At 55.6% G+C, this 12,635-nt stretch carries 13 protein-coding genes and 2 pseudogenes; 2 read left to right on the top strand and 13 right to left on the bottom strand.

The genetic code is table 11. The features are described 5' to 3' along the window. Nucleotides 1-28: 28 nt before the first annotated feature. Nucleotides 29-1,054, bottom strand: a complete 1,026-nt coding sequence (locus tag ACZ1HE_RS21135) for a helix-turn-helix domain-containing protein (RefSeq protein ID WP_472624011.1) — start codon at nucleotides 1,052-1,054, stop codon at nucleotides 29-31. Between the two features lie 277 nt (nucleotides 1,055-1,331). Here ACZ1HE_RS21135 and ACZ1HE_RS21130 point away from each other — a divergent pair, with 277 nt between their 5' ends. Beyond that, nucleotides 1,332-2,000 (top strand): hypothetical protein, encoded by a 669-nt coding sequence (locus ACZ1HE_RS21130; protein WP_472624009.1) that lies wholly within the window; start codon nucleotides 1,332-1,334, stop codon nucleotides 1,998-2,000. A 470-nt stretch (nucleotides 2,001-2,470) separates the two neighbouring features. After that, nucleotides 2,471-3,037, top strand: coding sequence for an NUDIX hydrolase (locus ACZ1HE_RS21125; protein WP_472624007.1), 567 nt, complete (start codon nucleotides 2,471-2,473; stop codon nucleotides 3,035-3,037). A gap of 93 nt (nucleotides 3,038-3,130) precedes the next feature. Here the strand turns inward: ACZ1HE_RS21125 and ACZ1HE_RS21120 are convergent. From ACZ1HE_RS21120 to ACZ1HE_RS21065, 12 genes and pseudogenes are all read right to left on the bottom strand, one after another. Continuing rightward, a pseudogene (locus ACZ1HE_RS21120) lies at nucleotides 3,131-3,397 on the bottom strand (integrase core domain-containing protein); the annotation flags it as partial. Next, nucleotides 3,397-3,498 (bottom strand): annotated as a pseudogene (locus ACZ1HE_RS21115) (SDR family oxidoreductase); the annotation flags it as partial. The pseudogenes ACZ1HE_RS21115 and ACZ1HE_RS21120, both read right to left, overlap by 1 nt. 4 nt (nucleotides 3,499-3,502) lie before the next feature. Then, nucleotides 3,503-4,342 carry an NAD-dependent epimerase/dehydratase family protein gene (locus tag ACZ1HE_RS21110; protein WP_108790146.1) on the bottom strand — a complete coding sequence of 280 codons (840 nt, stop codon included), beginning with the start codon at nucleotides 4,340-4,342 and terminating at the stop codon, nucleotides 3,503-3,505. Then, on the bottom strand, nucleotides 4,339-5,553 hold the full coding sequence (locus ACZ1HE_RS21105) for a pyridoxal phosphate-dependent aminotransferase (RefSeq protein ID WP_472624005.1): 1,215 nt from the start codon (nucleotides 5,551-5,553) through the stop codon (nucleotides 4,339-4,341). Before ACZ1HE_RS21105 ends, ACZ1HE_RS21110 begins: the two co-directional genes overlap by 4 nt. Then, on the bottom strand, nucleotides 5,550-6,323 hold the full coding sequence (locus tag ACZ1HE_RS21100; RefSeq protein ID WP_472624003.1) for an HpcH/HpaI aldolase family protein: 774 nt from the start codon (nucleotides 6,321-6,323) through the stop codon (nucleotides 5,550-5,552). Before ACZ1HE_RS21100 ends, ACZ1HE_RS21105 begins: the two co-directional genes overlap by 4 nt. Next, nucleotides 6,323-7,534, bottom strand: a complete 1,212-nt coding sequence (locus ACZ1HE_RS21095; protein ID WP_472624001.1) for an NAD(P)/FAD-dependent oxidoreductase — start codon at nucleotides 7,532-7,534, stop codon at nucleotides 6,323-6,325. The genes ACZ1HE_RS21100 and ACZ1HE_RS21095 overlap by 1 nt, the downstream gene beginning before the upstream one ends. After that, nucleotides 7,531-9,240 (bottom strand): hydantoinase B/oxoprolinase family protein, encoded by a 1,710-nt coding sequence (locus ACZ1HE_RS21090; protein ID WP_472623999.1) that lies wholly within the window; start codon nucleotides 9,238-9,240, stop codon nucleotides 7,531-7,533. Before ACZ1HE_RS21090 ends, ACZ1HE_RS21095 begins: the two co-directional genes overlap by 4 nt. Beyond that, a complete protein-coding gene (locus tag ACZ1HE_RS21085) occupies nucleotides 9,237-9,602 on the bottom strand; it encodes a hypothetical protein (protein WP_472623997.1) in 366 nt (121 codons plus the stop codon). Before ACZ1HE_RS21085 ends, ACZ1HE_RS21090 begins: the two co-directional genes overlap by 4 nt. Then, nucleotides 9,586-9,807: a hypothetical protein gene (locus ACZ1HE_RS21080; RefSeq protein WP_472623995.1), complete on the bottom strand. Its 222-nt coding sequence runs from the start codon at nucleotides 9,805-9,807 to the stop codon at nucleotides 9,586-9,588. The genes ACZ1HE_RS21085 and ACZ1HE_RS21080 overlap by 17 nt, the downstream gene beginning before the upstream one ends. Next, nucleotides 9,804-10,475, bottom strand: coding sequence for a hydantoinase/oxoprolinase family protein (locus ACZ1HE_RS21075; RefSeq protein ID WP_472623993.1), 672 nt, complete (start codon nucleotides 10,473-10,475; stop codon nucleotides 9,804-9,806). Before ACZ1HE_RS21075 ends, ACZ1HE_RS21080 begins: the two co-directional genes overlap by 4 nt. Next, a complete protein-coding gene (locus tag ACZ1HE_RS21070) occupies nucleotides 10,393-11,325 on the bottom strand; it encodes a hydantoinase/oxoprolinase N-terminal domain-containing protein (protein WP_472623991.1) in 933 nt (310 codons plus the stop codon). Before ACZ1HE_RS21070 ends, ACZ1HE_RS21075 begins: the two co-directional genes overlap by 83 nt. Before the next feature lie 84 nt (nucleotides 11,326-11,409). Further along, entirely contained in the window at nucleotides 11,410-12,342 is a 933-nt protein-coding gene (locus ACZ1HE_RS21065; protein ID WP_472623989.1) for a LysR family transcriptional regulator, read from the bottom strand. Between the last annotated feature and the right edge of the window lie 293 nt (nucleotides 12,343-12,635).

The following is a 12,635-nucleotide window of genomic DNA, read 5'->3' as shown; positions in this document are numbered from 1 at the left end:
CTGGAATGGGCGGTAGGGAACGATCACCTTAGTCTTGAGCCCTAAAACTACTCGGTGAGACACCAGTCCAACGTTTGAAGGCGGTGGAAAAAGCAGCTTGGTCTGCGTAGCCCAAAGCAAAGGCGATCTCCGACAAGCTCATGTCATCCTTCATAAACGTCTTGCTCAGATCAAATCTCAGCTCGTCAACAACATCTCTAAAACTAGTGCCTTCTTCATTCAGCCTACGAGCAAATGTGCGGGCACTCATTCCGACACTTGCCGCAACTTCGTCTGACGTGAGCATTCTGGCTGGGAGGGCAGAAGTTAGAAAGCCTTCGATTTTTGATCTGAGGGTCTGCTTGACTCTACCCTGTTCAGAAAGCAGCCGCTCTCCATACTCAGTAAGGTGTTCTCTGAGCCGCAAGTCATAGGTTGGAATGGGAAGGTCCAGAACCGCCAGAGGTAAGATCATTTCCAAAGTCTCTGCACCAAAGATCACAGGGAAGCCAGCCAGCTTTTGAAAGTCGCCAGCTGACCTTCTGACTTCATGCTGAAAACGAATTTCAATCGGATAGAAACTTGATTGCGAAATAGCACGCATTCTTGACAGAACCGCGAACATCAGGAATTCGGTATGGCGATGGAACTTGGCATAGCTTGCATCTTTCCACCTGACTTCGAATGCTGCGAAGTTTCCAGAAATCCTTAGATCGTACTGAACTGCCGGATCAATGATCTCGTGAAACCTAGCAGTGTTTTCGATGGCGGCTCTAAGGTCCTTGGAGTATTTGCTGATGTATCCCGTAAGACTATTTGAAACCTTCCAATTCAGACCTGCTCGAGCCCCAAATGTTAGATCTCGCAGAGCCTCACTGGCTTCTCGAACGAAGAGGACTTCCTTCTTGTACGAAAAGCTTTTCGCGGTCGGCGCCAAATCTTTCCGTGTCAGCCCAGAATTTTTCAAAACCTTGTCGACGGTCTCACCGTTGGCGCCGGACTGCTCGAGCGTTTCAACCAAATGCAAAAGCCTGGATACATCAACTTCCATGGTAGCCTCATACTGATGTGTCATCCACTGCTACAATTCATTTGGCAAAAAATCAAAAACTCTGTTTTGCATGACTTGTGAACCACGGAGCGTTATTCAGCCGGGTGAACAACCACGACCTTGGAGAATTTACTGAGCCTGCCGATGCATTCGGAAAGTGACTGCAACAGGATTTGGCGAATTCAAACAGATCCCTGACACCAACTCGAAAGCAGACTTATGCCTCAGCCGCTATCTCGGGCTTGCAACGCGTAACGTTGGGCGGTTCTGGCATTGCGCCTTAGAGTTCATTGGAGGAAGCATGGCATTCGATCTTGATCATTCGGGGCTGAAGACAAAACAGCGCAAAATTCGTGAAGAGTTTCCGGAAGATCTCGGTCTACGAGTCCATCGATCCCTAAGCTGGTTGGGGAGAGCTGAAGCGGTTGAAGGCGACGATGACGCCCAGTTTATCTTTCTCTGGATCGCGTTCAATGCGGCATATGCTAAAGAAGATGCCTTTGATGAATACGCATCTAGTGAGCGGGCAACATTCACTGATTTCTTTGCAAAGTTGGTGTCGCTGGATGACGAAAGGCTAATCTATGATGCGATATGGATGAAATTTTCTGGACCCATCCGGAGCCTTATGAGCAACAAGTACATCTTCAATGCGTTCTGGCACCATCACAACGGCAAGCCGGGGTTTGACGATTGGGAGCTGCGATTTGTAAAGTCTTCGCGTGCATTCGCCCATGCAATACAAGCGCAGGACAGCGCACAAGTATTAGGAAAGCTGTTTGAACGACTTTACGTTCTGCGCAACCAGCTAGTGCATGGTGGAGCTACTTGGAACAGTTCGGCGAACCGCGAGCAAGTCCGAGACGGAGCAGCCATCTTGGCTTTCTTGATGCCGATATTCATCGACATCATTATGGATCATCCAGAGGAAAACTGGGGACAGCCATACTATCCTGTAGTGGAGGGCTAAATCCTTCCGCACAGAATCGAACGAATACACAAGTACTTTGAGAAGTAGTATGCAAGTCCCCTCAATATGTATAGGTGTGCGCAAAACGCTGCACACCGATCATTGAATCTAAAGGAAAAAAACCACGCTTCTCGCCCATAATTTTGCGCGGCGATTGCGCATAAATTTGCACGATTTGCCCATAAGTTTGCATTACCTCCTGAATGCCTCTCCTCATAGGGAGAGAGGCTTCGGCGAGATCAACCCTCAGACATCAATTCACTAGCATTAAGTGCATCTGCTGTCGCAAGATGCAAGAATGAGTTGTGGCGGGTTTTCTGGTCGTCGCTCATGCCTTGTGTGTCCTCTATTGCGATGAGTAAATGCCATCGGGCCCATAAACCTGAAGATTGGATCGTCTCTTGCAATCCTATGTGTTCAGCTCTGATCTGTTGTCTCGGTTCCAGGCCAACCTTGGAGGCTTTAAGGCCATGACCGTAGAACAGCCTGGATTGCGAGATGCCGCTGTTGCAATCGTAGTAACCGAGCACAAGGAAACCGGTGAGGCCTGTGTGCTGATGACATTGAGACCTCCGAAACTTAACCGCCACGGCGGTCAGTATGCTTTGCCCGGCGGTCGCCAGGACGAAGGTGAACTCGAAGTCGATGCCGCCCTCAGGGAACTGCACGAAGAACTGGGGCTAGATTTGGGTGCAGATGACGTCCTTGGTCAGCTTGACCAGTTTCCGACCAGATCCGGGTTCCGGGTTTCTCCGATTGTGGTGTGGGCCCCTGGAAAGGTGCAGTTATGTCCTGATCCTTCAGAGGTTGCACAGGTGTTCCACTTGCCTTTGCGCGAGCTGGACAGCCCCGACATTCCCAGGCTTCAGGACAGCGACAACGGCGATCATCCGGTTTTGTCTGCCTTCTTCCCGACTTTGGGGCACTACATGTATGCGCCCACGGCTGCCATTCTCTATCAGTTTCGCGAGATTGCGCTGCGAGGCAAGACAACCCGGGTCTCACATTTTGACCAACCCGCTTTTGCCTGGAAGTAGACGCGCAGCGAATGGACTTCTGACTTTCTGACCGAAGAAAGTGGTGGATGACCCGTTTCTGATCCGCCCCACCTGAGTGGTCCAGTTTGAATGTTAGTGCATGATTGGCCTCGGTTCCATCGGGACGATGGCTTCCGGAGCCGGTGGACGGCAGCCCAGAGCACTGTGGGGTCGTTTGGTTTGGTAGTGTTTCCTCCATTTCTCGATCAGGATTTGTGTTTCCCGCAAGCTGTAGAAGATTTCGCCATTGAGCAGTTCATCACGAAGCCCGGCATTGAAGTTTTCGCAGCATCCATTCTCCCAAGGTGACCCTGGCTCTATGTAAACGGGGACGCCACGCAGGATAAACAGGTCTGTCAAGACGACAGAATTCCGGCTTTGAAGCCATCTGCGGCTAAGGCGCGCGCGCTGTCTGCACACACGCCGGAGCCACCTGCTTTGATCAGAGCAACTTTTTCTATGTGCTTAGTGCTTTCCGGTATCGTCCGTGTCGAGGTTTAGATGGGCCATGCCGCTATTGCCGAGCTCAACGGCAGCAAATGGGCCACCGTGGTGTGTGTTGGCGGGATCGTGAGGATCGAGCGGGCCATCTGTGGAATAGATTTCTGCGGCGAATTGCTCGCCGTTGTCCTTGGGACGGTAGCCGAGGTGCTGTGCCTTGGCGTTATCGACTGGCGCTCGGTCGTTGTTTGATACGCCGTAAACCACGCTGAAGCCTGTGATGGGCGTGTTGATCGCGCGTTCGACCATGTGGATCAGGTCGTCATAGCTGAGCCAGGTCCCCACAGCGCGTGAATTGGTCGGCTGCGCGCAAGACAGGATGCGCATGCAGACGGATTCCAACCCACGTTTATCCCAGTAGAGAGAGGCGAGGTCTTCGGCAAAGCACTTGGCAAGCCCGTAGAAGGTGTCGGGTTTGTGTGGGGCATCAATGCCAATGAAATCCGTTTTCTTGTGCATGCCAACCGCGTGGATGGACGAGGCATAGACAACCCGGCGCAGCTTGTTGCGATAAGCGGCCTCCCACACGGTATAGGCTCCGTAGAAGTTCGGCCCCCATAGCACGTCCATGGGCGCTTCATCGCCCACAGCCCCGAAATGCACCACCATATCCGCCCCTTCCAGAAGCGTCGTCATGGCATCAAGGTCGGTGATGTCCGCCTTAACGTAGGTTTCATTCTGCGCGAGGTTGGAAACGTTGTCGGCAATGTCCGACGAGACGAATTCATCGCAAAGTTGTGACAACGGTTCCCGCAAGTACGAGCCAAGGCGGCCAGCAGCGCCGGTGAGGACTAGCTTTTTCATTTATTGGGTCCTTTTAGGTCGGCAACAGCGCGGGAGATGCGATCCATCGCAGTGCCCAACACCTCTTCCGAGGCAGCTGTTGAAATTCGAAAAAACGGCGAAAGGTCATAGGCGTTGCCGGGAACGGCGGCGACACCAGCAGCTTTAAGAAGATATGCTGTGACATCTGTATCGTTTGCAAGCGTCTCGCCCTGAGGGGTTTTGGCCCCGATCAGACCAGCGCAGCCTATCAGGCCGTAAAACGCGCCGCCGGGTGCGTCGAGCGTCAAGTCCGGAATCTGCGCCACACGCGCGACCACAAGATCACGGCGCGCCTCGAACGCCTGGCAAAAGGCGCGGACATCATCTTGCGGCCCGTTCAATGCGACCGCGGCAGCAGCTTGGGCAATGGAGCACGCTCCTGACGAGATTTGGCTTTGCACCTTGGTCATCGCCGTGATCAGATCTCTGTGCCCAGCACCATAGCCGATGCGCCAACCCGTCATGGCATAAGCTTTGGACACGCCGTTGACCGTCAAGGTGCGGTCTTTCAAATCCGGGCAAAGCGCCGCAAACGATCTGAACACGCGCCCATCAAACAGTATGTGTTCATAGATCTCATCCGACAGGACCAGCACGCGTTCATAATCGGCCAACACATCGCCTAGTGCCGCAATCTGGGCATCTGAATAAACCGCGCCCGACGGGTTCGACGGCTGGTTCAAGAGCAGCCAACGGGTCTTGGGTGTGATGGCGTCACGCAATTGGTCGGGCGTCAGGAGAAAGCCAGCCTCAGCCGGACATTCCAGCGGCACCGGTACACCGCCGAGGATGACCACGATGTCCTTGTACTGACCGAAATAGGGCGCGCAGAGCAGCACTTCGTCGCCCGGCTCCAGCGTGGCCATGAAGGCATTGAACAGCACCTGTTTGGCCCCGTTCGACACGATTACTTCGTTTAACGCGTAGTCCAGAGCGTTTTCGCGTTTGAGTTTGTCCACGACGGCCTGCCGCATCACGAGCGTGCCATTCGTGGGCGGATACTTTGTCTCGCCTCTGAGAGCTGCCTGATGTGCGGCCTCTTTGATATGGTCGGGCGTGTCGAAATCCGGCTCGCCAAGACCAAGATCAATCACATCTTCACCGCGCGCCTTGGCCTCTTTCGCAGCCTGGCTGACCCAGGCGGAAGCGGACGGCTTGACCGGTGCCAATCGCGACGCGGCAAAGCTCATCGCAACGCGCCTTTTGTTTTCGCCAAGGCCGCATCGGCGGCCCGCGCCAGAAGCCCCGTGTCTGTCGCAATAGCCACAAAGGTGAAGCCTTCGTTCAAAAGGTCAGCCGCAAAAGCGGGGTTCGTGACCAAGGTGCCGACCGGCATACCTTTGGCAATCAGCTTTTGCGCTGCAGGTTTGATCAAGGCCCAAACATCCGGGTCCATCGGTTTTCCGAGTTTGCCAATATCGGCGGCAATGTCTGCGGGTCCAAAGAAGATGCCACTGACACCATCAACCGCGCCAATCGCTTCGGCTTGTTCTACGGCAGCGCGAGTTTCCAGTTGCAAGAGAACAGCGGTTTCTTCCTCAACCCGCGCCACATAGTCGGAAACGCGCCCAAAGGCTGTTGCCCGCGTCACACCAGACACTCCGCGAATGCCGCGAGGCGGGTAGCGTGTTGCGGCAACCGCTTGTTCGGCCTCTTGAACTGATTGGATCATCGGAAACAAAAGGCCCGGCGCACCCAGATCCAACAGCCGCTTGGCGGCGACTGCGTCGTTCCATTCCACACGCACAAGGGCCGTGGTCGGAGACCCCGCAAAGGCCTGAAGCTGACCCAGCACGCTAAAGTAATCGTTGGCGCTGTGTTCCATGTCGATCAGCGCCCAGTCGTATCCAGCGGTTGATACCACCTCTGCGGCGAAGTTGCTGCACAGGCTGATCCAAAGGCCGACTTGTTTCTCTCCCGCCGCAATGGCGCGGGTGAAGGAATTGGCTGGTAGTTTCATCAGATAATGGCTTTCTCGATGATCGACCTATTTGCCGGGATCCGCTCGAAATGGAACGGTGACAGATCAAGAGCGCGGTATTCGCCATAGGTCAGCCATTCGGCAGTCCCGCGCCCCATCGCGGGCGACTGCTGAAGCCCGTGACCGGAGAAACCATTGAGAAAGATGAAGTTCGAAAGCTCTGTGTGCGGTCCCATGATCGCGTTGTGATCAAAGGTGTTCATTGCGTAGTGTCCGCCCCATTCGGATTGCACTTTGATCGCCTCGAATTGCGGGATACGGGTCGCAAGGATGGGCCAAACGTGGCTTTCCCACATCGAGTGATCCATCGCGTAGTCGTCAAATTCCACAGCCGGGTCATAGTCGGAATGCCCGCCACACTGATATGTCCCACCGCCGTTTTCGCGGACGTGCACACCTGACGGGTCAATCGTCAACGGCAGGTCCTGATCAAGTGGTTGTTCGGCTTTGAAAATCCAAGAATAGCGCTTGCGCGGCTCGACCGGCACGTCGATGCCCGCCATCTGGGCGGTGCGCGCAGCACGGGGACCCGAGGCATTGACGACCTGACCGCAGGCGACCACCTCGCCTGAGGCAAGAGTGACGCTTTCGACCTGTGTTCCGGCGGCGTTGCGGGTGATCGCCACTACTTCGTTCTGGACCCATTCGACACCACGCTCGCGGCTTTGGCGTCGCCACCAGTCATTTACGGCGCCCCCGTCCCAATACCCTTCGTCCACCAGGTTGATAGACCCCAGCACGATGTCATCAACATTGTAAAAGGGATAAGCGGCCTTGATCTCTTCGGGCGTCATAAGCTGAGTGGCAGCACCGGCAGCCAGTTGCACCTGCTGACTTTCACGCAGCACGTCGGCAAAGCCGTCGTTGTCCGCAAAGTACATGTAACCGAAAGAGCGGATGCTGAGTTCCGGTATGCGTTCATCGCCGCCCATATAGCTGCGGATATTCTTTACGAAGTCGGCAGCGAACTGGCTGATACGGACGTTCAACTCGGCTGAGAATTGTTGTCGCATGCAGGAGTTAGTGTGCGTAGTGGAGCAGTTTTCAAAGGTCATGTCCCGTTCAACGACAAGGACCGAGCCGTTGAAGTCTTTGTTGTCCGACAAGAACCACGCGGTCGAAGCGCCCATGATGGCGCCTCCGATGATGATCACGTCATAACTTTGCTTTGATGGACTTTGGTTGCTCATATCTGTTCCCCCCTTGCGACAGCTAATTGCACCGCCGCGATGTCCTCCTCTAACAGACCATAGTCTGTCCGAGCCGTTTCTTCAGAAATATATCCCCGCGCCAGATCGCGTTTCACAAGCTCTTTTGGGCGGCCCAATGGATCGCCGTAGCCAGCGCCTCCCGGAAAGGCCATCACCACCTTACGCCCGTGTGGGACGAACTGCTTGCCCTTGACCCGCATGGCCGATCCATCGTCTTGAGCGATGGTCGTTGGTGCGCCGTTCTGGCCGCCTCGACGGCCCCGAGCGGGGTGCTGGCTGCGGTCAAACATGGCTTGGATGTCAAACTCGTGACCTTCCTGCGCGCCGACTTCCATGTACTGCCCCAAACCGCCGCGCGTCTTGCCTGCGCCGCCGCTGTCGGGGCGCAATTCCTTGCGCCAGATGATGACGGGACCTGCGTGTTCCGTGGCCTCGATGGGCATCGTCATCACGCCCGATGGGAAGGCTGTCGCGTTCATGCCGTCGTGTTCGGGCCGTGCACCAGAGCCACCCGAGTTGAAGGTCAAAACCTCGGACCGGCGCGCGTCCGCGGGTGCCGGTGCATCGCTGCGCGGGCGCAGGCTGACCTGGAAATTGCAAAGACATCCTGCGCCTTCGGCAGGCACCAAACCGGGAACGATCTTGTCAAAGGCGTCGTAGACCGCGTCCGGCACAAAATGCCCCACGATGTGACGCAGAGCGACCGGCGCGGGGTGCAGCGCGTTGACGATGGAGTTTATGGGCGCTGTGATTTCAAATGGTGCGAGCGAGGCAGCGTTATTTGGAATTTCTGGCGCGATCGCCACTTTGAGCGCATAGCAGGCATAGGCCTTGGTGTAGACGAGCGGGCAGTTGATGCCCTTTTTGTCGAGACCAGAGGTTCCAGTGAAGTCGGTGACGATACGGTCTCCTTCGACGCTGATCTTCACCTTCAGCGTGATAGGCACATCAAAGCCGTCCATCGTCATCTCGCCGGTGGCAGAGGTCTGTGGCAGAGCTGCAATCGCCTCAATTGTTGCGCGGCGCGAGTTTTCGAGGATGAAATTTGCGATACCGTCCAAATGGTCAAGGGCGAACTCTTCCATCATGTCGATCAGGCGTCGGTGGCCAATCTCGTTGGATGTGGCAAGAGCATAGATGTCACCGATCAACTGATCCGGTTCGCGCACGTTTCCGCGTATGATCCGCACCAGAGTTTCGTCGACCTCACCACGATCTGCGAACTTCATGATCGGTATGTAGAGCCCTTCCTCATAAACGCTCTGCGCGTCCGCCCCGAAGCCACGCCCCCCGATATCCACAATATGCGCCGTGCAAGCAAAGCAGCCGACCAAAGTGCCATTGTGGAACGAGGGCGTGACCATCGTGATGTCATGCAGGTGGCCTGTGCCTTCCCACGGATCATTGGTGATGTAGACATCGCCCTCAAACATGTTCTGTCGCCCAATCCGACGAATGAAATGCGCAACCGCATCGGCCATTGCGTTGACATGGCCCGGGGTGCCCGTGACCGCCTGCGCCAGCATGTTGCCATGGGTGTCATAAACGCCTGCCGACAAGTCCCCGGCTTCGCGCACTGAAGTCGAGAAGGCCGTGCGCACCAGCGCCTGTGCTTGTTCTTCTACGACAGAAATCAGGCGGTTCCACATAACCTGATAGGCGACTTTCGAGTGTTCTTGGGTCATTGGACAGCTCCCTTCGCCACGATGTCGATACAACCGTCCGGTTGGCAGATGGCATCCCGACTGGCGGGCACGATAATGGTCGTCTCAGCTTCGGTCACGGCGGCTGGTCCATGTGCGCGCTGGCCTGCCTCCATGAGACTTCTGTCAATGACATGGGCATCGAGGTATTTGCTGGACGCCGCATCAAAGAGCTGCCTCGTACCGTTTAGAGCGACAGGCGTGCTGCCGTCTGTCGTTTCAATGCGCCCGACGACTTCGGGCGGTGTCGTGGCGTTCACCGACCAGACGGTAATCTCGATATCCATGCCTGCGACGGGACGACCGAAAAGCTTGGTGTAATCCTCTTCAGAACCGTGCTTCAAATGTAACCGCGTCCGGATTCATCACCTGCTCTTCGGTGAGGTCAACCGGGATTTCCCAACCCTGACCGGTGTAGCGCATGTAGACCTTGAATTCTGAAAGGATCGGGCTGACTTCGTCGCAGGTGCGCACGAAGCCTGTCGCTTCAGCCTTGAGATCGGTCAGGAGGCCCTTAATTTTGTCCGCATCGAAATCGCTCAGCTTCATGTAGACTGAACGATTGGCCTCAAAGCTGAAGGGCGCGCGCAGGAATCCAATGGCAGAGCCGACACCCGCGCCGGGCGGTACAAGCAGCCGCTCAACCCCGAGTTTTTCGCAAAGACGCCCAGCATGTAAGGGGCGGCCCCCCCAAAGGCGATCATAGTGTACTCGCTCAGGTCTTCGCCATTCTCGACTGCATGGACACGCGCCGCATTGGCCATGTTTTCATCGACTACTTCGGCCACGCCAAAGGCCGCCTCGACCGCGTCCATGTCCAGAGTGTCTCCGACGTACGCGCTCAACGCTTGTTTTGATTGATCGGGATGAAGGGTGATCGAGCCTCCAGCGAAGTTATCCGGGTCCAGTTTGCCCAGAACAAGGTCTGCATCCGTCACACCTGGGCGTTCACCTCCGCGCCCGTAGCAGGCAGGCCCCGGCTCGGATCCGGCACTTTCGGGGCCCACACGGATTTGCCGCATGCCGTCCAAATGGGCGAGGCTGCCGCCGCCCGCGCCAATCTCCACCATGTCGATCACCGGAATCGAAATCGGCATGCCTGACCCCTTCTTGAACCGGTAGGTGCGCGCGACCTCAAAGACACGACTGGTTTTTGGCGTCTGGTTTTTGATGAGACAGATCTTCGCCGTGGTCCCGCCCATGTCGAATGACAGCACTTTGTCCAGGCCATAACGGGCCGCTATGTGGGCCGCGAAGACCGCACCACCCGCTCAGCCCACTTTCTACCAGTCGCACCGGAAAATCGGCCGCATTCTGGATCGAGATTATCCCACCACCAGAATGCATCAGGAAAATACGACAGGCGACACCTTCGCCGCGCAGCCGATCCTCCAGCCGTCCAAGGTAGGAGGCCATCAGCGGTTTGATATACGCGTTGGCCACGACAGTGTTGAAACGTTCGTATTCACGCATCTGCGGCGATACCTCGGACGAGATGGACACCGACACGTTGGGCAGCCTCTCTGCCAAAACCTCACGCACCAACTGCTCATGCTTGGGGTTAAGGTAAGAGTGGATCAAGCCAACCGCGACGCTTTCGAAGCCGGCTTCTGCAATGCGATCCACAACGGCTTCGACATCTGCACGCTCAAGCTCTACCAGGATTTCTCCTTTGGCATTCACGCGTCCGGGGACGGTGAATCGCATCTGACGCGGCAACAGCGGATCAGGAAGGCTGAGGTTCAGATCATACTGCTCAAACCGGCTTTCGGTACGCATCTCGATCACATCGCGGAAACCTTCCGTCGTGATCAAAGCCGTTTTGGCACCGCGTCGCTCAATCAGCGCGTTGGTGGCCAATGTGGTCCCATGAATGATCTGTTCGATCTGCGAAGGCTCTACGCCCGCCTTGGCGCAGACCTGATGTATTCCGTCGATGATCGCGTTTTCGGGAGCCGCATAGGTCGTCAGGACTTTCACCGAATACTGTTCGCCGACCTTTTCCAGAACGACATCTGTGAATGTGCCGCCAATATCGACGCCCACTCGAATAGGTTCTGCCTTCATCTGTCTCTCCACATGCGCACAAGATCAGTATGTCGATATGGGACCATGGCAGATTAGAATTCAAATCAATTGATTTTCTACACCCTATAGATTTAATTTATCCTCCGTTGCACTCGGCCGAATAGTAGCCGCAATGTCACTCGCCTTTTCGACAAACCGTGGCGCCCGATTTGAGTTGAAGCGCGCGAAAAATGTCAAAGGCGGCGCAGTCCAATCCGAAATGGGCGATTTCAACCGACCTGCGTCCAACTCGCCTTGCACAAGCGACCTTGGAAGAAGCGCCACACCCATCCCCTCACTGACCATCGGCAGACACGCTGACAACGCGCTGGAATGGACGATCTTGCCAGCATCGTACCCACGCTCTCTCGCCAATTCATGCAAGGCATTCCCCGCGGCCGTGTGGCGCGCATGGGTCAAGACAGCGCGGTCAAAGAAACGCCCGACCGAGGCTCCCTCCGCAAGGCCATCTACAACTTCTTCATTCGCCACCCAGACATATGTTTCGCTGGAAAGCATTCTTTCGCCCGACGTCCGCGAAACAAACGGGGCATTCTGAAGGGCAAGGTCAAGCTGCCCTTCTCGAAGGCGCTCTTCGATTTGGCGAGACAAGTCGACCTGAAGTTCAACCCGAAGGTTGGGATATTCTCGCCGCAGCTGACGGAGGAAGGGTTGAAGCCAAGTACAGGCGACCAGTTCTGTCACACCAAGCCGTAAACGTTCTTTGATAAGCTCCTGCCGACCCGCCGCTTCCAGCAACGCCTCTCCCGCCCGAAGCACGTCCCGCGTCCGCTCAAGAAGATCTTTGCCTTTGGTGGTCAGACGTACGGAACCGGCGTCGCGATAAAGAAGCGTGACATCTAAGGCAGCTTCTAATGCAGAGATCCGCGATGAGATGTTGGGTTGAGTTGTGCCAAGGGCAGCGGCTGCTGCTCTAAAGGTTCCCATGTCCACAACAAATGAGAAGGCTTCGAGCTGCTTGAGTGTGATCCGGCTTTTTATCATCTTCAATCTCATGATCAGTTTTCATGATCATGCACGGCACCGATTTTTCAGCAACTTCAATCGAGAAGACACCACTTTTCAATCACATGACTTCGTCCGAAAGGAGTGCTGAGCAGACCTTAGTTTCTCCGAGGGCAAAGTCTAGTTTGTCCGCACCAAAGTCAGCTTCTATCCGTTCGCGACAATCATACAAAGGTGCATTGGTTGAGCTTTTGTGCTCCGAACATTTCGACAATAGCGGCGTTTTTCAGACCTTGCAGACGTTCTCAGCGGAGGCATAATGCCGATTGTAAGTCCCGATCCGA

The sequence above is a fragment of the Falsiruegeria sp. JB4-1 genome (genome assembly GCF_055693495.1).
The sequence above is the reverse complement of the archived record's forward strand: the minus strand, read 5'-3'. Positions and strand labels throughout refer to the sequence as shown.